Source organism: Sphaerochaeta sp. (assembly GCF_050178175.1).
Lineage (GTDB): Bacteria > Spirochaetota > Spirochaetia > Sphaerochaetales > Sphaerochaetaceae > Sphaerochaeta.
Genome location: NZ_JBFXGH010000008.1, coordinates 1 through 21,995 on the forward strand (window position 1 = coordinate 1; position 21,995 = coordinate 21,995).

A 21,995-nucleotide genomic window follows, 5' to 3' on the forward strand; every position below is an offset into this window, starting at 1 on the left:
TTATCACGCTCCCGGTGGCTGCATTGCTGTATCGCGTTGCAGTGGATTCCGAGCTCATTGAAACACCATCGACCGACCTGCAAGGTTTCCTCATGCAAGGTTCCATTGCCGCCGGTCTCTCACTGGGAATATCGATTGCCGATTATATCGTCGGTGAAGTGGGAAGTACCAATGGGCGTTAAGAAAGGGAGGGTAGACCTCATTGTCGAATCCTTGGAACATCCACTTCGTTTGGATGTCTATGCTGCTGGGCATAGCGACCTCATCTCACGTTCTACCTTGAGTGATGCCGATACCACGATTCGGCTCAATGGCAAGGCAAGCAAGAAAAGCAAGCTTGTCAGAGAAGGTGATCATATCACCATACTTTTCAGTGAAATGTTTTTTGGAGGGATTGAAGGGGAAGATATCCCGCTCAAGGTATTGTATGAGGATGAGGATCTTCTGGCGATCAACAAGGAACAGGGGATGGTGGTACATCCAGCCAATGGGAATATGGAACACACGTTGGTCAATGCGCTGGTCCATCGTTATGGCAAGCAGTTCTATGAGGAACTGCAGGATGAAGATGCAGATGAGGAAGATGCCGATCTTTCCAGCCCTGCAGTGCGTCCCGGAATTGTGCATCGCCTGGACAAGGACACCAGTGGCGTCATGGTGGTTGCCCGCAACAGGATAAGCCACAGACTTCTTTCTGCACAGTTCAAGGACCGAACAACGAAGAAAATCTATATTGCCTTGGCAAAAGGGGTGTTCAAACAGAAACAGGGCATCATAGAGAAACATCTGAAACGTGATCCAAAGGACCGAAAGAAATTTACCACGTGTGCTGATACTGAAGGGAGATATGCAAAGACTGAGTATCAGGTTCTGAGACAGTACCGTGGGTTTGCTCTCTTGAGGATTACCCTCCACACCGGACGAACTCACCAGATCAGGGTGCATTTAAGCAAGGACGGACACCCGATCATCGGCGATCCCATCTATGGGAACACTGAGGGAGAGACCCTGATGTTGCATGCCTTGCTTCTTGAACTTGACAGTCCATCAAAGGGAAGGAGATTGCGTTTCATTGCCGCAATGCCTGAACGTTTTCGCTCCTATATACGTTCTACTCATCCTCTCTCCAGTTCTGGCGCTCGGTCTCAATCTTACCCAACTGCAAGAGATCGTGGTTGAACATACGCTCTATCCTCAACTTGCTTGCCGTGCCATGTCCGGGAAAGAGCAGGATGTTCTCATCGAGTGTCATCAGTTTCTGATTGATGGATGATATAAGCAAAGCCTGCTCCCGGTATCCGGGTGTTGACCCTATCCTCCCACAAAGCAGGGTATCACCAGTGAACAATGCATGATCGATTTTATATACCATACTGTCCAGACTGTGGCCAGGTACATGGATGACCTCAATCTCCAAACCACAGAGAGTAAGGACTTCAGCATCCTCAATTGGATGGTAGAGAAACTCATAGCTGCTAAAGGCGGAGGCATGGATCTCTACATCGTAGATTTTTTTCAGGGTTCCAAGCCCCTCTGTGTGGGAAGGGTGTCGATGGGTAAGCAATACATGTTTCAATTGGTACCGATTTGCTTCTATCAAGTTGATCAACTCCGTATCCACATGTCCCGGATCGATCAGGAGGGCCTCACTGCCCTCCTTGCGGGCAATGAGATAGGTGTTGCAGAAACCTACGACAGAAAAATGTTGATAGATATTCAAAAGCGAGCCTCCTCCCAATTGGAGTAGCGGAAGGAGACGCGTCTCCTATCAGTATAGACAAAGTCGGCTTTCTTCAAGTTGCAGTCCTCGAAATCAGTATCCCTGAGGAAACTTGCATTGAAGGTCGAAAAGTAAAGGTCACAGTCATCGAATGAACAACGCAGTGTATCAACTCCACTGAAATTGGTATGCATGATCATGCTTCCAGAGAAATCGCAATCAATCATCTTGCTTCCGGAAAATACACTGTAGCGGGAGACGATCCCGTTGAATTTGCACTTTTCGAAGAAACAAAAATCGAAAAAGCTGGTGAGCAGGGTGACTTGTGAGAAATCCACATTTCTAAAGGTGCACCACGCCATATTTGAGGCGGAAATGGTTTTCTTTCCCAAGGTCAGGTTCTCGAACTCGCTGCCTGTTAGTGAATAGTCAACAATATCCTTGGTGCCGGTAAGCCGATCAAGACAATCCTGGTAGAGTTGGTCTTGGTTCTTGCTATGGCGAAAACAATAGTCGCCTTCATTGCATACATAGGTATGGCAGAGTGGGTGAGCACACGTTTTAAAACTGAACATAGCATTACAGTATCAAATACCTTCTGGTTGTCAAGAGCCCCGTTTGCAGATACAGTACTTCCTGGGAGCTAGAAAGCGATGCAAACAGGTCTGATAACCAGAGGGATCAACAATATTTATACGGTGGAGTCTCAAGGAGACTTTTTTCTTTGCCGTATCAAGGGAAAACAGTTGTCCCAAGTTACCGATGAGTACAATCCTCTTGCAGTAGGTGACCAGGTATCATTTGCCATTACCAATGAGGGAGAGGGACTGATCACGGAACGGCTTGAGAGACGCAACTGTTTCCAGCGCTGGAATGCCAAGAAAGGATGCAACCAGACCGTGGTGGCCAACATGGATCTGGTGGTTTGTGTAAGCAGTGTGGAAAGTCCTCCTTTCAGGCCACGATTCATCGACCGGGTAATAGCCTGCTCCCGGAAAGCCCCGGTCATGATCATCCTGAACAAGAGCGACATCCTTCTCACAGAGGAGGAACATGAGCGTTTTTCCCTCTACGGCAAACTGGGGTATCAGACAATGGCGGTCAGTGCTGCCAATGGGGAGAATCTTGATCGCCTGCATGAGGTTCTTAGGGGTAAGACAGTGGCGTTTGTCGGACAGAGCGGGGTTGGGAAATCCACCTTGATCAACCGGTTGTTGGGAGTAGGGCAGAAAACAGGTGAAATCTCCCATAAATATAATCGCGGCCGACATACCACCAATCATGCCCTGTTGTTGCATGGCCCAGATTTTACGATTGCAGATACGCCTGGGGTAAGGGAGTTCCTCGTCCCACATACCGACCCCCACGAATTAAGCGATGCTTTTCCTGAGTTTGCGGAGTTTGCAGGCTCATGTACATATGAAGGATGCCTGCATCGGGGGGAACCTGGATGCAGGGTGATGGAGGCAGTGGAACAGGATCTCATCCATTACGATAGATATGAGAGCTATCTCAGGATGCTTGCTTCCCTCGATGAAAAGAAACCTGAATGGATGGGAAAACATGACCGTTCAAAATCCTGGGTCACACGAATGGAGAGAGATGAATCACAAGAGTATTGAAGAACTGGGGTTCTTCCAGGTTTTACAACAGATACAGGGCATGAGCCATGCACCAGAAGGCGTGCAAGTTCTTAAGACGCTTCCTTTTCTCGATACACAGGATGAGCTTACCGTACGCCAGGGACAAGTTGCAGCAGCAATGAAACTGCTTTCAGGTACCGATAGGCTCATGATCCACTCATTCCCTGCTATACAGGAAACGCTTGCCTCACTTGATGATCCTACCCAGGGCGCAGAAGGATATGAACTGCTTGATCTTGCTCGGTATATCCGCAGTGCTGAGCATCTGTATACGCACATGGAGTCCCTGCAGGATCCTGATGGATACTTTGCAGTGTTGGGCCCGCTTCTGGGAGAGGGGTTGCCAAATGAATTGGTTGCCTTTGCAACTCAGACTGAGAGCACCCTCGATGAGAGTGGGCAGGTAAGAAACACTCATCCCAGGATACGTGCCCTCTTCCGTCAGGTGGAAGCAGCCAAGAGTGAACGCTCCCGTTTCTGTGCCCAGTTCATCAGGAGCAATCCTACTGCAGTACAGACTGACCAGGAAGCAATGAGGGATGGAAGACTGGTCATTCCCGTAAGAAGTGACAGGAGAAGCCAGGTACAAGGATTCGTCTCCAGCAGTTCCAGTTCAGGGAATACCGTGTTCATGGAACCCTATACGCTTGTAGAGATGAACAATGCAGTGATGATGGCACAAAACCAGATGCTTGTGGAGCTAGCCAAGATTCTCAGTGAGCTGAACAGCAATGCCAGAGCGCTCAGAGCGCAACTGAACACTTTGTCTACACGTATCGGGATGCTTGATGCCATTTTCTCTATTGCTCTTTGGGCTCTGGACATGCACTGCACTGCAACAGACCTGAAGACAAATCGATGCAACCTGCAACAAGCGAGACATCCATTGTTGGGCAGGAAAGCTGTTCCCATTTCCATTGTACTTGAAGAAGGTGTTCGAGCAGTTGTTATCAGCGGCCCAAACGCTGGTGGAAAGACGGTGACAATCAAGACGGTGGGATTGTTTGCGTTGCTTAATCAATACTGTGGGTTCATTCCAGCTGAAGAAGGGAGCTGCCTGCCCTTGTTTGACAATCTGTTTACTGATATTGGTGACGAACAGTCGATCGAGGAAGAGCTCTCCACGTTCAGTGGCCATATGAAACAGATCGGTTACATTCTCAGGAACATGAGTGAGAGAAGTTTGGTTATTCTCGATGAACTTGGCAGTGGCACCGATCCAGTCGAAGGTTCTGCAATTGCCCGCTCTGTACTTGAATTCTGTTTGGATAAGGCAAAACTGACGCTTGTGACAAGTCATCATGGAGTACTCAAACAGTTTGCCTATGCAAAGAAGGAAGTGATCAATGCCTCAATGGAGTTCAACGAACACTCCCATATGCCCACCTTCCATGTCATACAGGGGTTGCCCGGAGAGAGCCACGCGATCGATACTGCCCGCTATATGAAACTCCCTGAGGAAGTCATATCTCGTGCTGAACACTATCTTGGCAGTGAAGCTGTCCAGATTGCTTCCATCATCAAGGATCTTGAGGAAAAACGAAAAGAGCTTGAGAAGCAGGAAGAAAAGATCCAGAAGCGATATTACACGCTTCAGCAAGAGGTGAAACAACTGCAGCTCAAGGAGCTTCAAGTACGGCAAAGGGAAGTACAGCTCAAGGATGAACAAACAACCGAGCTTGCTCGGTTCATGAGTGCAAAACGAAAAGAGCTGGAAAACCTTGTAAAGACCATGAGGGAAGGTGAACTGGATAAGGCCAAACGCAAGCAGGTGAAAGCGTATGTGCAAAGCCTGGAGAAAAAGGTACAGGATGAACGAGCTCTGCTTGAACAGAGCGAAGAGGAACTTTCAGATCTGGAGGACCAAAACCCACAGGAGTTCAATGAAGGCATGGAAGTGCTCTGTGGAACTGCGAAACGATTGGGAAAAATCCTGGAAAAGCAGGGAAGGAACAAGTATCTTGTTGCAATTGGATCGATGCGAATGACACTAGAGGGCAAGCAATTGCAGGCGATCAAGGAGCAACAGAAGAAAGTGTTGGTTTCGTACCATAGCAGCACTCCGCGGCCTAAACTGATGCTCGACCTGAGAGGGTATACCCTGGAGGAAGCTCTCTCCTCCCTTGAACAGCAGATTGAAAGCTGTTTGGTTCATGGTGTATCTCAATTCTCTGTTATCCATGGCTATGGGGACGGAATTCTCTCCAAGGGTATTTCCTCATATCTGGAGAAGCATCATTCGATTCGAGGGTTCCGATTTGCCAATCCAGAAGATGGGGGTATGGGCAAAACATACGTAGAACTTTAGAAATGTTGATCATGCCCTCTTTACAGAGGGCATTTTACTGAGTATACTAAATTAGTAATTTACTAAAGGTTACTCTATGGATAAAAAACAACTTCGTTCCCTTTATGAGGAGCAAAAACCTCCAATGGGTGTATTTCTCTTGGTTGATTCCAGTACTTCACAGGAGTATCTGGGGGTAAGCAACAATTTTCAGGCAACCAAGAACTCTCTCTTTTTACGACTTTCTGTTGGGGCTCTGGCAAACTATCCATCATTACAGGATAGCTATGACAAGCATGGGCCTTCCATTTTGAAGTTTTCCATTTTGGAAGAGCTTGATTATCAAAAGGATGTTTCTGATTATCGTGCAGACCTTGAAGCACTGCTCTCCATGATGAAACAAACCCATACACACGCAAAGGAGATACATGCATGAAGATACCTACAAGTTTGAAACACAAGCCCGTTATCGTGGTACCGAACTATGAACACGTTGATGGAAAGCAGGCAAATGAAAGTGATGCCAAAGGTCTCTCGATTGGATTGGCCCAGTGGAATGATCGGGGCAGTGTGGAAGCATCAGCAAAGGTGTGGCGTTATACTGGGGAGAAGTGGTCACGCCAGAGTGAAGAACTTCCCCTTACCCGTGCACTTGACTTGGCGATCCTGATATGTAGAACCAACCTCTATTTTCAGGATGCCTATCGATTTCCCAAATTCTACGATCCAGATCAACAGACCATTGACCGTATTGGACTGCAAGGGGATGCCATGAGCGTCGAGGTTTGCACAGATAATCCGATGATAGACACCGATATCCGTCTGCTCAATGATGCACTATCCCAAGAAGGGGAACGACTTGGTGAGCGGTTTCGTGTGCTTGCAGATATGTTGAAGCAGATGGGGTACTGAGACAGCTTGCACCTTGATACCGTGGGTGATACCATGAAAGCAAGAGGGAGGATTTATGTCAGACTATATGAACGGAACAGGTATCCAATACCATTTGCATATCAAAGAGGGCGATGTGGGCAGATATGTCATTCTTCCTGGTGACCCGAAGCGGGTGCCACTGATCGCAAAGTATCTTGATGATGCGTCTCTGGTGGCTGACAGCAGGGAATATGTTACCTATACAGGGTATCTTGATGGGGAAAAGGTCTCTGTTACCTCCACTGGTATAGGGGGACCATCTGCATCTATTGCAATGGAAGAACTCTTCAAATGCGGAAGTGATACATTCATCCGCATGGGTACTTGCGGCGGTATTGCCTTGGACGTGATGGGTGGTGATGTCGTGATTGCTACCGCTGCGGTAAGAATGGAAGGAACCAGCAGGGAGTATGCACCTATTGAATTCCCTGCTGTGGCTGATTTTGAGGTAGTAACTGCATTGAAAGAGGCTGCTGACCAACTCGGGAAAAAAAGTCACCTGGGGGTAGTGCAATGCAAGGACTCTTTCTATGGCCAGCATGATCCTTCCCTGATGCCGGTCAGTTATGACCTGATTAACAAATGGGAGGCTTGGAAGCGACTCGGTGTCTTGGCAAGCGAGATGGAGAGTGCTGCCCTCTTTGTGGTTGCTGCACACTTGGGCGTTCGCTGTGGTAGTGACTTCTTCGTGGTGGGAAACCAGGAGCGTGAACTCCTGGGTATGGAGAATCCTAAGCTCCACGATACCGAGGATGCAATACGAGTAACCATCCAAGGGGTACGGAATCTGATCAAAAAAGACAGGACGAAGGCGAGCAAATCCCAGCATGTTTCTTTACCTGCACTATAGTTTCCAAGCTGAAAGGCAGGACATTTGCTCCTGTCTTTCCCAATTCACAGAAACAGTGACTTGCATGGTAGAGTTCATAGGTTCCAGAGAAAGGGTAGTGTTTTCCCTTGGCTCCCAATGTACCAAAGAGTGGAAGCAGATGAGCGGAATCCACTGCAATGAGATTATGCATGGTATTGGGAAAGAAGAGCAACAAGTCAATTGAATGGGGCAGTAGCAGGTAATCGAGGATACATCCACCCGTATTAGCAACTTGCAGATAGTAGTGTGCAAGCAAGCGGTAGGCCTCCTGGGCATTGGTAAAAAGCCTCTGGGTACTATGCTTCTGAATTCTTCCGTACATGATATCCCTCCTTTTGTTTCTATAAGAGGGACATCAAGGGAAATGCTTCAATAGAGTAATTTTCCTTGCGATACAAGCAATGATTCTTGTGCAGCGAGCAAGTCACTCAAGTTTTCATTCTCCTCAGCGGTTGCCAATACCCTGATGGAAAATACTTCCAGGCCAATGTGCTCATACGCATCCTGGAGCGCTGTATGCTCAAATGTTCCCAGATCGAGGCGGAACCGAATTGATTGTATATCGTTCACCATGTTTTTACTGATGAGTAGATGTACCTTTCCATCGTGAAGATTCTCAATACAGAGAATCCCCCGTTTACTCCCGTTGGTATAGAGATGGGCATGTCTTGCAAGCATATTCATGGGGACATCCTAGCAAAAATATCGGGAAGGGTATAGAATTCCGGTGATTTCTTTTGGCTATGGGGGACCAGATATAGCCAAATGGACAAAAATTGACAAATAGGTTGAAATTTTATGTTCATTGCACGATAATTCCCTACAGTTTGGTAAATTTTGCGTATGTAGGCAGAATCCAAATTTTTCGTGACCTATTGGAACTCAAGTACAAGGTAGGAATTCAGATGGCTCAACAGATTCAAGATTTGGTTGCTTCCATCCGCCGGGATGGAATTGAGGCTGCACAGAAAGAGGCTGATCAGATTATTGCTGATGCAAAGGCTGAGGCTGCAGCATTGGTTGAGAAAGCCCGCAAAGAGGCTGCTCGGGAAATCGAGAAAGCTCACAAGGAGATCCAGACGCGGGACCAGAGTGCAATCAGCAGTCTTCAGCAGGCCAGCAGGGATGTACAGCTCTCCCTGAAGAAGGCCATACAAGCAGAACTGGACAGGATTCTTACCACTGATATCGAGAAAGCCTATTCCAGCAAGGACCTTGTCAATGTAATTATCAAGGTTGTTTCTTCCCTTTCCGATATCGGGGGAAAAGAACTGCAGCTGAGCAAGAAAGATTTCGATCAGCTTGCAACATCCCTGGAAAAGGAACTTGCTGATGAACTCAAGAAAGGTCTTGAAATCAAGGCAGTTCCTTCCGTTCGATCTGGTTTCAGGGTAAGTGAGAAGGATGGTTCGGCATTCTATGATTTCAGTGCAGAGGAGACTGCGGAACTGCTTCGTCCGTTTCTTTCTCCTTCCATCCAGGACATCGTTTTCAAAGCGGAACAATAAGGAGTTGTCGTGGCTTCCTACTATTATTTGGTGGCAACGTTACCTTCCTTACGGTATGACGGAGTGCTTCCCTTCACAACTGATACCTTTCTTTCTCTCTGCAAAGATCAGGTAAGCAAGGCTCACTACCTGCTTTTGGAGCAGGCGGTAAGCGGTGTTGCATCCTCACATCATTTTCTCTCCCAGTACCAACATTTTGCTGGCATGGTTAAGAAGGAGTTGACTGAGGCAAGAAGCAGAAAACTTTCTCTCTCCGACCCCTCCTATCGAAATGATGGGGATAAGGAAGCCAATATCAGCGATACTGTGCGTCAGGCTCTTTCCAGTGATGACGTATTACAAGCTGAAATGTTGCTGATCCGGTTGCATTGGAACTATCTGGATGATTTGAGTGCTCTTCATACATTCGATATTGAAGGGTTGCTTTCGTATGCGCTGAAACTGAAAATACTGCAAAGAAAAAGTCTTTTCACCCGAGAGGAAGGAAATGCTGAGTTCAAGCGTCTCTTTTCCAATATTCAGACTGAGATTGAGAACAATTAGTGGAGTTGGATATGGCAAATACAAGTGGGCGTGTCTTAGGCGTCAACGGGAATATGGTAACAGTCGAGTTCGACAGTGCTATTGCAAAGAATGAAGTCGGATATATCCATGTTGGTGATGATCGCCTCAAGGGTGAGGTAATCCGTATCAATGGGAATACGGCTTCCCTGCAGGTCTTTGAAATGACCGGTGGGATCCGCGTTGGGGATACCGTTGAGTTCTCCGGCGAGATGTTGAGTGTTGCCTTGGGCCCCGGGCTCTTGCAGCAGATCTATGATGGTTTGCAGAACCCCCTTCCAGAACTCGCTAAACAGTGTGGGTTCTTTCTCCAACGCGGGGTGTATCTTGATGCAATTCCCAACAATGATTGGGAGTTCACCCCTGTTGCAAAGGTGGGAGACAGGCTCCGTCCCGGCGATACATTCGGAACTGTCCCTGAAGGCTTGTTCACCCACCAGATCATGATTCCATTCAATCTCAATGATACTGATTGGGAAGTGGTAAGCATCAAGAAAAAGGGTAGTTATGGTGTACGTGATACCATTTGTACTGTAGAGGATGCAAAAGGGAACAAGAAAGACCTTTCCATGATTTTCACCTGGCCGGTCAAGAAAGCCATCAAACTGTATGAGGAGCGATTGCGCCCCGATGAGACCCTGGTCACCAAAATCAGGATCATTGACACTTTCCTTCCCGTTGCAAAAGGTGGTACCTACTGTACCCCTGGCCCTTTTGGTGCAGGAAAGACTGTTCTCCAGCATATGACCAGCCGTAATGCAGATGTGGATATTGTCATTATTGCTGCATGTGGAGAGAGAGCAGGTGAGGTAGTAGAGGTTCTCAAGGAGTTCCCTGAGCTTATTGACCCGAAGACCGGTCGTTCTCTGATGGAACGTACCATCATTATCTGCAATACCTCTTCCATGCCGGTAGCAAGCCGTGAGGCTTCCGTATACACCGCAGTAACGCTGGCTGAGTACTACAGACAGATGGGACTCAGCGTCCTGCTCCTGGCTGACTCCACCAGTCGCTGGGCACAGGCAATGCGTGAGATGAGTGGTCGTCTTGAAGAGATTCCCGGAGAAGAGGCATTCCCAGCGTATCTGGAGAGCCGCATTGCAGAGTTCTATGAGAGAGCTGGAAAGGTGCGTCTGCGTGATGGTCGTATCGGCTCGGTAACCATCGGAGGAACTGTCAGTCCCGCCGGAGGCAACTTCGAGGAGCCGGTCACCCAGGCTACACTCAAGGTTGTCGGTGCTTTCCACGGCTTGAGCCGTGAACGCAGTGATGCACGCAAATATCCTGCAATCGATCCTCTCACTTCCTGGTCGAAATATGAGGGTATCATCAAGCAGGAAAAGGTCGAGTATGCCCGCAATATCCTGAGAAGGGGTAATGAGGTCAACCAGATGATGAAGGTTGTTGGTGAAGAGGGAACCTCGGTTTCAGACTATATCACGTATCAGAAGAGTGAGTTGATTGATGCTTTTTACCTGCAGCAGAACTCCTTCGACCCAGTCGATGCTTCGGTCCCACCGGAAAGACAGAAACATACCTTTGAGGTACTGTTCAAGGTGCTTGCCACTGAGTTTGACCTGGAAGATAAGAAACATGTGCGTTCCTTCTTTAACACGCTTAGGCAGAAGTTCCTTGACTGGAACAATGTTGAAACGAAGAGCGAGCGCTTCACACAGATAGAAGGAGAGATCCTTGCACTGTACCAGGGGAAACAACGTAGTGTTGACCCGGACGCTGAGCAGTTGATCTAAGGGGTTGCAGATGCAGAAAATATATTCAAAAATTGAATCCATCGTTGGAAACGTCATTACCGTACGTGCCGTCGGGGTAAGCAACAGTGAGCTTGCCATTGTCACCTCTGGAGGTGAACAGAGCTATGCGAGTGTCATCAAGCTTGATGATGATCTGGTCTCTTTGCAGGTGTTCAGTGGTGCACAGGGTATATCCACCGGTGATCAGGTGCGATTCCTTGGAGTCCCGATGCGTGTTTCGTATACGGAGAACCTTCTTGGTCGTGTATTTGATGGTACGGGTAAACCCCGTGACAATGGACCTTCACTGTCGGAAAATATGATTGATATCGGTGGTCCTGCGGTTAATCCAGCAAAGCGTATCATTCCTCGTAACATGATCAGAACGGGTATCCCGATGATCGACGTCTTCAACACCTTGGTAGAGAGTCAGAAACTTCCCATTTTCAGTGTCAGTGGTGAGCCTTACAACCCACTGCTTGCAAGGATTGCCATGCAGGCTGAAGTTGACCTGATTGTACTTGGCGGTATGGGTCTCAAGTATGATGACTATCTCTTTTTCAAGGATACCTTGGAGAGTAGTGGTGCAATGAGTCGGACGATCATGTTCATCCATACTGCAAGTGACCCAACCGTTGAATGCATGTTGGTCCCTGATATGGCCCTTGCCGTTGCTGAGCGTTTTGCACAGGATGGCAAGAAGGTACTAGTACTCCTTACCGATATGACCAACTTTGCTGACTCCATGAAAGAAATGGCCATTACCATGGACCAGGTACCTTCCAACCGTGGATATCCAGGTGACCTCTACAGTTCCCTTGCTTCCCGATATGAGAAAGCCGTTGACTTTGAGGGTGCAGGTTCTGTGACCATTCTTGCAGTAACCACCATGCCTGGTGATGATGTCACGCACCCGGTTCCTGATAATACCGGGTATATCACCGAAGGTCAGTACTATCTCAAGGGTGGAAGAATCGAGCCATTTGGGTCGCTGAGTCGACTCAAGCAGCAGGTAAACAAGGATACCAGGGATGACCATCGTGCTTTGATGGATGGTATGATCAAACTGTATGCATCATACAAGGAGTCACTCGAAAAGAAATCAATGGGCTTCAATATGACCGATTGGGATGAGAAACTGCTCAAGTATGGTCGATTGTTTGAAAGCAAATTGATGGATTTGAGTGTAAATATCCCCCTTGAAGAAGCACTGGACTTGGGGTGGGAGATTCTCAGTGACTGTTTCGAGCCAAATGAAACAGGATTGAAGAGTGATTTGATCCTGAGTCGCTGGCCCAGGAAGTTGAATGACTAAGGAGTCGAGATGGCCGTCAAACTGACCAAGAACGAACAGAAACTCCAGAAGGACAGATTGAAGCAATACCAGCGGTATCTGCCGACCCTGCAACTGAAGAAACAACAGTTGCAGATGGTTATCAGGCAAATTTCTGCTGAGGTGGTTTCACTGAAGAAAAAGCAGGAGACGCTCGTTCAGGACATGCAGACGTGGATTGCTGTGTATCATGAGAATACCGTATTCCCTTCTGAACTTAAGGTTGAAAAGCTCATCAAGATAGACAAGGTGGTCAAAGCAAAAGGCAATATCGCCGGTGTGACCATTCCAGTATTCAAGGAACTGACCTTTGTTCCCATCTCTTATAACCTTGCTGACTATCCTCTTTGGGTGGACAAAGGATTGGAGAGCCTTCGTGACTTGGCTCGTTATGATGCCTTGATTGCAACGCTGGAACAACAGGTGAGACTCCTTGAGAAAGAGTTGAGAACCACCAGTCAACGGGTGAACCTTTTTGAGAAGGTGAAGATACCTGAGGCAAAGGATAATATACGGCGGATTGCCATCTACCTGGGTGACCAGCAGACTGCTGCTGTTGTTCGTGGTAAGATCGCCAAGAAAAAGCTGATGCAGGGGGCATGAGATGATTGTACCAATGAAAAAGGCCTATATCGTCGTTCAGGCACATAATGGCCGTACCATGCTCAGGGATCTCAGAAAAGGTGGTCTGCTCCATATAACCAGCGAACAGGTCCAGACCCAAAAGATTGAACAACTCCAAAAGCGTTATGACCAGATATACAGCTTACGGAATGTCATTCTTGATCTGCAAGACAAAAAGCACATGCCTTCCCAGAGTGTGGTCTCTGATGAAGTGTTTTATGAGCTTCTTGAACGCTATCAAGGACTTTTGGAGACAAGAGATACCCTCGAAGAGGAAATCAAGGCTGACTCAGCTCAGATTGAGGAGCTGAAGGAGTGGGGTGATTTCGACCCAGAGGAAGTGAGGCAGCTGTCCCAAGAAGGGATAGCCTTGCACTTTTATACTCTTTCCAGGAAAGACCTGAAGAACCTGGATTCCTCAATCCAATATATTGAGCTCTCTCCGGTTGCAGGGCAGGTGGCCATTGCAACCGTAGGGGAAACACTCGATCCATCAGTTCCAGCCAAACCTTTTACCCTGAGTGAACATGGTCTTGGGTTTCTACAGCACAGGAAAGCTTCAGATGAGAGCCGTCTGAAGGATGTGGTCCATGCCCTCAAGGAAGCAGGTACCTATCTTGATGCTCTCTCGTTCCAATTGAAGAAGCTGGAGATGGCAATGCGCTTTGAGGAGGTTGGGGAACAGCTTGAAGGGGGAGAGGACCTGGTTTGGCTTTCGGGCTATCTTCCAGAGACCAAGGTAGATGACTTTATATCCTTTGCCAGGCAGAAAGGCTGGGCGTACCAGTTGGATGATGTCACAGAGGATGACACACCACCAACCTTGATCAAGTACCCGAAGGGTGTAGGGATCATCAAGCCTGTATTTGATATCCTGGGCACTGTTCCTGGCTATCGGGAGAATGATGTCAGCACCTGGTTCCTGTTGTTCTTCACCTTGTTCTTTGCGATGATCATCGGAGACGCAGGCTATGGTATCATTTTCTTGGCGACCGCTGTACTATTGCATGCAAAAGCAAAGAAGGCAAATACCATGGTCATGTTGCTCTATGTGCTTAGTATTGCCACAATAGTATGGGGGTCATTGACAGGTACCTGGTTCGGATCAAAGGAAATACTTGTGGCAGTTCCTTTCCTTCAGACCCTGGTCATTCCATCCATATCAAACTATCCTGAACTTTTTGGATTGACTGCCAGTACAGCTCAGAACACCGTCATGAAGTTCTGCTTCATCATTGGTACGGTTCAGCTGAGTCTGGCATGCATCCTCAATGTAATCCACAAGATTCCCAAGAAGGATCTGAGTTTTGTTGCTGATATCGGATGGTTGATGGATATTCTGGCTCTCTATTTTGTGGTATTGCAACTGGTCATCGGTGAACCAGCAAACATGATGTATGTTGCTTCAGTCGTAGGGGCAGGGTTTCTATTGGTGGTTGTCTTTGGATCACAAGGCCCTGGGATCAAGTTTGGAAAAGGACTTGCCAGTGGATTGGGTGGTTTTTTCACCACCTTCCTCAATACCATCAGCACATTCTCAAATATCATGAGTTATATTCGTTTGTTTGCTGTCGGAATGGCTTCTGTTGCCATCGCACAGAGTTTCAACAGTATGGCAAGTGGAATGCTCAGTGGGTTTGCACTTGTTGCTGGAATCTTGGTTCTGGTAATCGGGCACTCCCTGAACATTGTAATGGGGTTGCTGAGTGTAGTAGTGCACGGTGTGCGCCTGAATCTATTGGAGTTCTCTGGTCAGCTCGGCATGGAGTGGACTGGGATCGCATATGAACCGTTTACCCAAACGGTGGAAGAAAACTGATCGTTGTTTGGTAACAACTAAGGAGAAACACATGGGAAACTTGGAATTTATTGGATTGGCATGTGCATTGGCTCTCTCGGCTCTTGGGTCGGGACTTGGCGCTGGCGCTGCTGCCCAGGCAGCAGTTGGTGGTTGGAAGAAGTGCTACGCGAACGGTAAACCTGCTCCGTTCATCATGGTTGCATTTGCCGGTGCTCCGCTTACCCAGACCATTTACGGGTTCCTCTTGATGAACTTCATTGCTGCAGCCATTGCTGCAGGGGCCTCATCAACCCTGGCATTGGGTGTTGGTGTGTTCGGTGGTGCAGCTATCGGACTCTCTGCATGGATGCAGGGAAAGACTGCCGCCTGTGCATGTGATGCACTTGCTGAGACTGGAAAGGGTACTGCTAACTACTTTATCGTCATCGGTATTGTTGAGACAGTTGCTCTCTTTACCTTGGTCTTCAGTTTGCTTGCCTTGCAATAAGCAGATTACCGAACAACGGTTCACAATAGAGATGGACACCCGTTTGGGTGTCCATTTTTCCTGTCTTATGGTCCAATTATCTTGGTATATATCTTAGGCTATCCTCTACTATATAGCATGAATAGCTTAGGAATATCCAGTCAGCTTTCGTATATGTTCCCGTTAACCCTATACATTTCATATTCAATAATTTGCTATGTTCTAACATTCTGGGAATTTTATAATGATACTCTTGACAACTGCTATATCCGTACTATACTAAAAACATAAGGTCCAAGTTTATTGGAATGAATATTCCAATTAGCACGTATTGAACAGGAATATTGTTCAAAAAAAGGAGAGTGTTATGAAACGGATTTTGTTGTTCTTGGTATTGATCACTTGTATGGTCGGTATGGTATTTGCAGCTGGAGAAAAGGAAGCAAGCACCACTTCAGCAGAAGGTACGGAAATCACTTTCTGGACGTTCCAGGACCTTCATATGCAATTCTATGTTGACATGGCTGAACTTTGGAATGAGCAGAACCCAGACAGGAAGATTAACTTCAAGGGAGAAGTCCTTCCCTATGAGGATATGCACACCAAGTTGCTGGTATCCTTGCAGGCAGGAACTGGTGCTCCAGACCTCGTGGACATTGAGATAGCGAAATATCCCAACTTCCTCAAGGGAAACATCCAGCTTGTACCACTCAATGATGTTATTGACCCGGTACGCGATAAGTTTGTCACTTCACGCCTAGACATCTATAGCAAGGATGGTAAGAATTATGGCCTTCCATTCCACGTTGGTGCATCAGTAATTTATTACAATATGGAAATTCTCGATGCTGCAGGCGTTGATCCGTATGCAATCGAGACTTGGGATGACTACATGGAGGCAGCAAAGATCGTAAAACAAAAGACCGGTAAGCCAATGACTACCATAGAAGTAACTGAACATTGGTCATTCTGGCCTTTAATTGCTCAACAAGGTTCTGATTTTCTTGATGCAGACGGAAATGTTATCCTCGATAACGCAATCAACGTAAAAACGCTGCAATACCTCAAGGATCTGTTGAACAGTGGTGCAGCTATAGCTACTCCTGGTGGATTCCATCATGCTGAAGAGTATTATGGATTCATGAATGATGGTGGTGCAGCATCCATTTGGATGCCGATGTGGTACATGAATAGATTCACCGACTATATGCCGGACCTGGCTGGAAAGATATTGATACTGCCGATGCCAAGATGGACAGCGGGTGGTGCCCGTTCAGCTGGAATGGGTGGGACAGGAACATCTGTAACCAACCAGGCAAAAGATATTGAGCTAACCAAGGATTTCTTGATGTTCGCAAAAGGATCTGAGGAAGGTAACTTGAAAATCTGGGAAGACCTCGGTTTTGATCCTCCACGTTGGGATGTCTGGGACAATCCAAGGATGAATGCAGCGAACAAGTTCACTGAATACTACCAGAACGAGGATATTTTCGGCATGTTGCTGGATATCAAGGATGAGATCAAGAGCGTCAATATCAAGGAAAAACTCCCTGCGGTTATTGATAGATTGAAATCAACCGTTATGATTCAGGCTTTACAGCAGCAGACAAAGAGTCCTGCTGAGGCATTGAAAGAAGCAGCGGATCTCGTTCGTTAGATCTTTTAAAGTGGGGATACGTCAATACCTTGGCGTATCCTCAGTTGTGTTGTTCTACAAGGAGACATGGATGACAAAGAAACAAACTCTGGGTTCCGCCAAGGTAGCGCCGTATGTCTTTATCCTGCCTTTTATTGCATCCTTCCTCATTTTTTATTTGTATCCAATTATCAGTACAATAATTATGGGGTTTCAACAAGTTTACCCTGGGCAAGTTGAATTTATCGGCCTGGAGAATTATCGCAAGCTAGACAATCCTGAATTCAAGGTAGCCCTTAAAAATAGTTTTCGTTACACTGTCTACACGATAGCACTTCTTATTCCAATCCCCTTGCTTCTATCCGTATGGTTGAACAGTGGGAATAGAACCATCAATACGGTATACCGCTCAGTATTATATATACCCAGCTTGGTATCGATTGTTGTTGCTGGGACTGTTATGCGTCTTTTATTTGCATCCAGTGAGAAGAGTCTTATCAATACACTCGCAGTAGCATTGGGAGCTGAACCACGACAGTGGTTGCTTGGTGGACCTCACCAGGCTATGATTCTTCTTTTGATCCTTGCACTCTGGCGGTGGGTGGGAGTAAATATCATCTACTTCCTCTCAGGGTTGCAAGCGATTCCTGATGAACTTTATGAGGCTGCAGATATTGATGGGGCATCCCCTTCCCAAAAACTCTGGAGGATTACCATCCCTTTGCTGAAGAGTACGACCATTTTTGTGACTACCATTTCCATATTTGGCGGCTTTGCGATGTTTGAGGAAAGTTTCATCCTTTGGGCAGGTAAACCTTCTCCCAATAATGTTGGGCTGACTATTGTAGGACATTTGTATAATAAAGGATTTCAGGAGGGAGAGATGGGTATGGCAAGCGCCATAGGGATTGTCCTCCTTATCATTGTATTCACCCTGAGCATCTCGTTCTTAAAACTGTTCGGTTTCTTTGAATCTGAGGGGAGGCGATAATGGCTAGAATCTACCACCACTCAAGACGAACCTTTGTTAAATACCTTGTGTTAACAGTATTGTCACTTATCTATCTGGTACCACTTTATGCTTTGACTTTGGCAGCCTTCCGCCCAGGGCGGGATCTTATGCGGTATGGAATAACACTCAAGACGCTAATCCCTACCGATTTGAATGTAGCTACATTTAAGGGGCTTTACACAATTAGGGATGGAATATATTTTACCTGGTTCGGAAATAGCTTGCTTTTGATGTTGTTGCAAACATGTCTGGCACTATTCCTCAGCTCTTTTGTTGCCTATGGTCTCTCTCTTTATCAGTTCAAGGGAAGGAAGATGGTAACAACCTTAGTGATATTTCTCATGCTTGTACCGATACAGATCCTCATTCTTCCTCTGTATAAACTCATGATTAGCATTTCTTTGATAGATACCTTTTGGGGTGTCTTCCTTCCCATGATTGTATCGCCGTTTGCGATATTTTTCTTTAGGCAATACATTGATGGAGTTCCCCGCGATCTTATAGATGCAGGGCGTGTTGATGGATTGAATGAGTACTCCATATTTTTCAGGATTGTCATCCCCATTATGCCACCAGCCTTTTCTGCTATGGCGATTTTCATGTCCATGCAGAGTTGGAACAATTTTCTTTGGCCATTGATTGTTCTCCGTTCTGGGGAAAAGTTCACATTGCCCATTGGACTGAATACCTTACTGACTCCATATGGAAACAACTATGACTTACTGATAATTGGAGCATTGGCCGCAACACTTCCTATAATCATAGTTTTCATTTTCTTCCAACGTTATTTTATCGCTGGTCTTACCAGCGGTGGGGTAAAAGGTTGATATAACAGGAGAAACCTACGTGAAATGTACAGTACATGCATCTAAAAATTATGTAATTGGTACCGCTGACAAGCGGTTGTTCAGTTCCTTCGTCGAACAATTGGGACGTTGTGTGTATGGGGGTATCTACGAGAAGGATCATCCACTCGCTGATGGTGATGGGCTGCGTACCGATGTCATGAAACTCGTCAAGGATCTTGATGTGCCCATGGTTAGATTTCCTGGAGGCAACTATGTGTCGAACCATCGCTGGGAAGACTCTGTAGGTCCTGTTGAAGAGAGACCGGTACGGCTTGATCTTGCCTGGAAAGCATTGGACCCAAATGAGTTCGGGATCAAGGAGTTTATGGAGTGGTGTCAGAAAGTAGGCACAGAACCGATGATGGCACTCAACTTGGGAACCCGTGGAATCGATGAGGCAAAGGACCTGGTTGAGTATTGTAATCATCCAGGAGGTACTGCGTTAAGTGAATTGAGAAAAAGCCATGGTTCAGAAGCCCCCTATGATATCAAGATGTGGTGCCTGGGTAATGAAATGGATGGCCCCTGGCAAGTTGGTCACAAGACAGCCGAGGAGTATGGGCGTCTCGCATCTGAGGTAGGAAAGGCTCTAAAGCTCTATGATCCCAGCCTTGAATTGGTGGCTTGTGGTTCCAGCAATAGTGATATGCCTACATTCCCCGCCTGGGAAGAGACGGTACTTGAGCATACATGGGATATTGCCGACTACCTGTCACTGCACATGTACTTCAGAAATGATGAAGATGATGCAGAGACCTTTCTTGCTTCAAGCAAGAAAATGGACGAGTTCATAGAAACAGTCGTACATGTATGTGATTATGTACAGGCGAAGAAACGTTCCAAAAAGACCATGTATCTCTCATTTGATGAATGGAATGTATGGTTCCACTCCAACGAACATGACAAAGCAGAACCTGACTGGAAGGTTGGAAAGCATATACTTGAAGATGTGTATACCTTTGAAGATGCATTGGTAGTAGGATGCCTACTCAACAGCCTGCTCAAACACTGTGATCGGGTGAAAGTTGCATGTCTTGCCCAGTTGGTAAACGTCATTGCTCCGATCATGACCGAAGATGGGGGACCAAGCTGGGCCCAAACCATCTACTGGCCTTTCTATTATGCATCTAAGTATGGAAGGGGAGAGGTGCTTGATATCCGATTGGACGTGCCATCCTATGAAAACAATCGCTATGGCGAGGTCCCGTACGCAGATGCAGTGCTTGTGTATCATGAAGAGGAACAGGAACTTGATCTGTTTGTCATCAACAGAAGCCTTCATGAAGATATCGAGCTTGATTTGGATGCAGTAGGATTTTCCGGGCAACTGAAGCTTATTGAACATATCACTTTGCACCATAGAGATTTGAAGGCTGTAAACGAGAAAAATAACCCGGAGAATATAAAACCTGTTGTAAAAAGTGAGATAATGGATACGTTTATTGCTCCAAGACAATCTTGGAATCTATTCCGGTTCTCAATTTCATAAAATTTGATGTTTCTGCTATTTTATTTGTGTTAGGATGAGTGATAAGAGGGATCAAACATGCTCAAAGAGATACTCCTTGATTATTCTGATAAAGAGAAGATGTTGGTTGTTGCGAAGGCGATTGCTAATGAAGCAAGGATCAACATCCTCGAATTGCTGAATGAACGGAGCCTCAGTGTCAACGAAATAGCTGAACATCTGGAACTACCTACCTCAACTGCTGCCTTGCATGTGAGCATACTTGAAAAAGCTGGATTGCTGATCACAGAGTCCCAACCAGGGATCCGAGGTTCCATGAAGGTAAGCAGCAGGGGATGTGACCGTGTCTTGATCAAGCTGTTGCTCGATCAGTCAGATGCACTCAAGGAAAATTCAGTGGTTCTGAATATGCCGATCGGCAACTTCGTTGATTGTGACATACATCCAACCTGTGGATTGGTTAGCGAAAAGAGTGCAATCGGTATCTTCGACCAGCCAAGTTCTTTCTACTATGCTGAGCGCACCGATGCTCAGTTGCTATGGTTTTACAAGGGGTATGTGGAATATCGCTTTCCCAATGCTGTTGCAAACTTGGGGAGACCAAAAAATCTGGATCTGAGCTTTGAGGCTTGCTCTGAAGCTCCCTTCTACCGTAATGATTGGCCAAGTGATATAACCGTATGGATTAATGGAAGAGAGATTGGTACTTGGACAAGCCCAGGAGATCTAGGGGGAAGGAAAGGGAAATACAATCCTCCCTGGTGGCCTGATACCTTGAACCAATATGGGTTGCTCAATCACTGGGTGGTGAACAGCAGAGGGACGTACCTGAACAATGAACTTATCGGGGATGTAACCATCGAGGATCTCATGCTCTGGGAGTCCTGTTTTATCAGTGTAAAGATCGGTATCAAGGAGCATGCAAAAAATATCGGTGGTGTCAGCCTCTTCGGCGAACATTTTGGTGATTACCAGCAGAATCTTCTCCTGAAGCTGGATTATGTATTGCTCTGATTTGCTCGTTCATGGGAGAGAAGCCACTGCTTCTTATCCAGACCACCAGCATACCCTGTGAGTGATCCCTGCTTGCCGATGACCCGGTGGCAGGGAATGATGATGCTGATGGGATTTTTGTTGTTTGCCATCCCCACAGCACGTACAGCCTTGGGATTGCCTATGGCAATTGCGATATCCTGGTAACTGACTACAGTACCATAGGGTACCAGAGAGAGCGCTTTCCAGACAGACTCCTGGAACGCAGTTCCATGCAGTTCAAGGGGAACCGTGAATTGCTGTAATTTCCCTTTGAAGTATGCATCCAATTGTTGCATCGCCATCTCCAGGACAGGACTACTTTCTTGTTCTTCTCTTATTTTAGAAATGAATGAAATCCCCAACAATGCATCCTTGTTACTAGTTAGTGTTAGGGTGCCAAGGGGGCCTTCATAGGTGGTGGAAAATAGGTTGCTCATAGTATAAGCGTATTGAGAAATAGGGGGAGAAGCAAGGCTCCACCCCCTTATCAGTTTTAAT

General features: G+C 46.7%; 23 protein-coding genes and 1 pseudogene. 19 read left to right on the forward strand and 5 right to left on the reverse strand.

Going from position 1 to position 21,995, the window contains the following annotated elements; all coding sequences use genetic code 11:
• Both AB7S66_RS01800 and AB7S66_RS01805 read left to right on the forward strand, forming a co-directional pair.
• Positions 1-182 (forward strand): annotated as a pseudogene (locus AB7S66_RS01800) (hypothetical protein); the annotation flags it as partial.
• On the forward strand, positions 172-1,179 hold the full coding sequence (locus AB7S66_RS01805; RefSeq protein WP_428517663.1) for an RluA family pseudouridine synthase: 1,008 nt from the start codon (positions 172-174) through the stop codon (positions 1,177-1,179). The pseudogene AB7S66_RS01800 and the gene AB7S66_RS01805, both read left to right, overlap by 11 nt.
• Here AB7S66_RS01805 and AB7S66_RS01810 read toward each other — a convergent pair.
• Together AB7S66_RS01810 and AB7S66_RS01815 are read right to left on the reverse strand one after the other, a co-directional pair.
• The gene (locus AB7S66_RS01810; protein ID WP_428517664.1) at positions 1,112-1,720 is read right to left on the reverse strand and encodes an MBL fold metallo-hydrolase; all 609 of its coding nucleotides are present in this window, start codon (positions 1,718-1,720) and stop codon (positions 1,112-1,114) included. The two genes, AB7S66_RS01805 and AB7S66_RS01810, sit on opposite strands and share 68 nt — an antisense overlap.
• The gene (locus tag AB7S66_RS01815) at positions 1,717-2,295 is read right to left on the reverse strand and encodes a pentapeptide repeat-containing protein (protein ID WP_428517665.1); all 579 of its coding nucleotides are present in this window, start codon (positions 2,293-2,295) and stop codon (positions 1,717-1,719) included. The genes AB7S66_RS01810 and AB7S66_RS01815 overlap by 4 nt, the downstream gene beginning before the upstream one ends.
• Before the next feature lie 78 nt (positions 2,296-2,373).
• On the opposite strand from AB7S66_RS01815, the gene rsgA reads away from it, so the two are divergent.
• The 5 genes from rsgA (at position 2,374) to udp (ending at position 7,433) form a co-directional block, all read left to right on the forward strand.
• Positions 2,374-3,342, forward strand: coding sequence for a ribosome small subunit-dependent GTPase A (gene rsgA / locus AB7S66_RS01820; RefSeq protein WP_428517666.1), 969 nt, complete (start codon positions 2,374-2,376; stop codon positions 3,340-3,342).
• Positions 3,323-5,671: an endonuclease MutS2 gene (locus tag AB7S66_RS01825; protein ID WP_428517667.1), complete on the forward strand. Its 2,349-nt coding sequence runs from the start codon at positions 3,323-3,325 to the stop codon at positions 5,669-5,671. Before rsgA ends, AB7S66_RS01825 begins: the two co-directional genes overlap by 20 nt.
• Positions 5,672-5,747: 76 nt before the next feature.
• Positions 5,748-6,086, forward strand: a complete 339-nt coding sequence (locus tag AB7S66_RS01830; RefSeq protein WP_428517668.1) for a GIY-YIG nuclease family protein — start codon at positions 5,748-5,750, stop codon at positions 6,084-6,086.
• Positions 6,083-6,562 carry a DUF6530 family protein gene (locus tag AB7S66_RS01835; protein WP_319474934.1) on the forward strand — a complete coding sequence of 160 codons (480 nt, stop codon included), beginning with the start codon at positions 6,083-6,085 and terminating at the stop codon, positions 6,560-6,562. Before AB7S66_RS01830 ends, AB7S66_RS01835 begins: the two co-directional genes overlap by 4 nt.
• 55 nt (positions 6,563-6,617) lie before the next feature.
• Entirely contained in the window at positions 6,618-7,433 is an 816-nt protein-coding gene (gene udp, locus AB7S66_RS01840; RefSeq protein ID WP_428517669.1) for a uridine phosphorylase, read from the forward strand.
• Here udp and AB7S66_RS01845 read toward each other — a convergent pair.
• Entirely contained in the window at positions 7,375-7,776 is a 402-nt protein-coding gene (locus tag AB7S66_RS01845; RefSeq protein WP_428517670.1) for a hypothetical protein, read from the reverse strand. The genes udp and AB7S66_RS01845 overlap by 59 nt on opposite strands.
• A 47-nt stretch (positions 7,777-7,823) precedes the next feature.
• Positions 7,824-8,138 (reverse strand): hypothetical protein, encoded by a 315-nt coding sequence (locus AB7S66_RS01850; RefSeq protein WP_428517671.1) that lies wholly within the window; start codon positions 8,136-8,138, stop codon positions 7,824-7,826.
• A gap of 221 nt (positions 8,139-8,359) precedes the next feature.
• Between AB7S66_RS01850 and AB7S66_RS01855 the strand changes: the two genes are divergently transcribed.
• The 12 genes from AB7S66_RS01855 to AB7S66_RS01910 all read left to right on the forward strand — a co-directional run bounded on the left by AB7S66_RS01855 (position 8,360) and on the right by AB7S66_RS01910 (position 21,476).
• Positions 8,360-8,962 (forward strand): V-type ATP synthase subunit E, encoded by a 603-nt coding sequence (locus tag AB7S66_RS01855; protein WP_428517672.1) that lies wholly within the window; start codon positions 8,360-8,362, stop codon positions 8,960-8,962.
• Positions 8,963-8,971: 9 nt separating this feature from the next.
• Positions 8,972-9,505: a DUF2764 family protein gene (locus tag AB7S66_RS01860; RefSeq protein ID WP_428517673.1), complete on the forward strand. Its 534-nt coding sequence runs from the start codon at positions 8,972-8,974 to the stop codon at positions 9,503-9,505.
• An 11-nt stretch (positions 9,506-9,516) separates the two neighbouring features.
• Entirely contained in the window at positions 9,517-11,274 is a 1,758-nt protein-coding gene (locus AB7S66_RS01865) for a V-type ATP synthase subunit A (protein WP_428517674.1), read from the forward strand.
• Positions 11,275-11,284: 10 nt separating this feature from the next.
• On the forward strand, positions 11,285-12,589 hold the full coding sequence (locus tag AB7S66_RS01870) for a V-type ATP synthase subunit B (RefSeq protein WP_428517675.1): 1,305 nt from the start codon (positions 11,285-11,287) through the stop codon (positions 12,587-12,589).
• A 9-nt stretch (positions 12,590-12,598) separates the two neighbouring features.
• Positions 12,599-13,210 (forward strand): V-type ATP synthase subunit D, encoded by a 612-nt coding sequence (locus tag AB7S66_RS01875; protein ID WP_428517676.1) that lies wholly within the window; start codon positions 12,599-12,601, stop codon positions 13,208-13,210.
• A gap of 1 nt (position 13,211) precedes the next feature.
• Complete coding sequence (locus AB7S66_RS01880) at positions 13,212-15,050, forward strand: V-type ATP synthase subunit I (protein ID WP_428517677.1); 1,839 nt, start codon at positions 13,212-13,214, stop codon at positions 15,048-15,050.
• A 31-nt stretch (positions 15,051-15,081) separates the two neighbouring features.
• Entirely contained in the window at positions 15,082-15,519 is a 438-nt protein-coding gene (locus AB7S66_RS01885) for a V-type ATP synthase subunit K (protein ID WP_198893036.1), read from the forward strand.
• 346 nt (positions 15,520-15,865) lie between these two features.
• Positions 15,866-17,155, forward strand: a complete 1,290-nt coding sequence (locus tag AB7S66_RS01890) for an ABC transporter substrate-binding protein (protein ID WP_428517678.1) — start codon at positions 15,866-15,868, stop codon at positions 17,153-17,155.
• A gap of 184 nt (positions 17,156-17,339) precedes the next feature.
• Complete coding sequence (locus tag AB7S66_RS01895) at positions 17,340-18,125, forward strand: carbohydrate ABC transporter permease (RefSeq protein ID WP_428517679.1); 786 nt, start codon at positions 17,340-17,342, stop codon at positions 18,123-18,125.
• Positions 18,126-18,376: 251 nt separating this feature from the next.
• Positions 18,377-18,973: a carbohydrate ABC transporter permease gene (locus AB7S66_RS01900; protein WP_428517700.1), complete on the forward strand. Its 597-nt coding sequence runs from the start codon at positions 18,377-18,379 to the stop codon at positions 18,971-18,973.
• A 19-nt stretch (positions 18,974-18,992) separates the two neighbouring features.
• Positions 18,993-20,483, forward strand: coding sequence for an alpha-N-arabinofuranosidase (locus tag AB7S66_RS01905; RefSeq protein WP_428517680.1), 1,491 nt, complete (start codon positions 18,993-18,995; stop codon positions 20,481-20,483).
• A 57-nt stretch (positions 20,484-20,540) separates the two neighbouring features.
• Positions 20,541-21,476, forward strand: coding sequence for an ArsR/SmtB family transcription factor (locus tag AB7S66_RS01910; protein ID WP_428517681.1), 936 nt, complete (start codon positions 20,541-20,543; stop codon positions 21,474-21,476).
• Here AB7S66_RS01910 and AB7S66_RS01915 read toward each other — a convergent pair.
• The gene (locus tag AB7S66_RS01915) at positions 21,461-21,934 is read right to left on the reverse strand and encodes a methylated-DNA--[protein]-cysteine S-methyltransferase (RefSeq protein ID WP_428517682.1); all 474 of its coding nucleotides are present in this window, start codon (positions 21,932-21,934) and stop codon (positions 21,461-21,463) included. The genes AB7S66_RS01910 and AB7S66_RS01915 overlap by 16 nt on opposite strands.
• Positions 21,935-21,995: the final 61 nt, after the last annotated feature.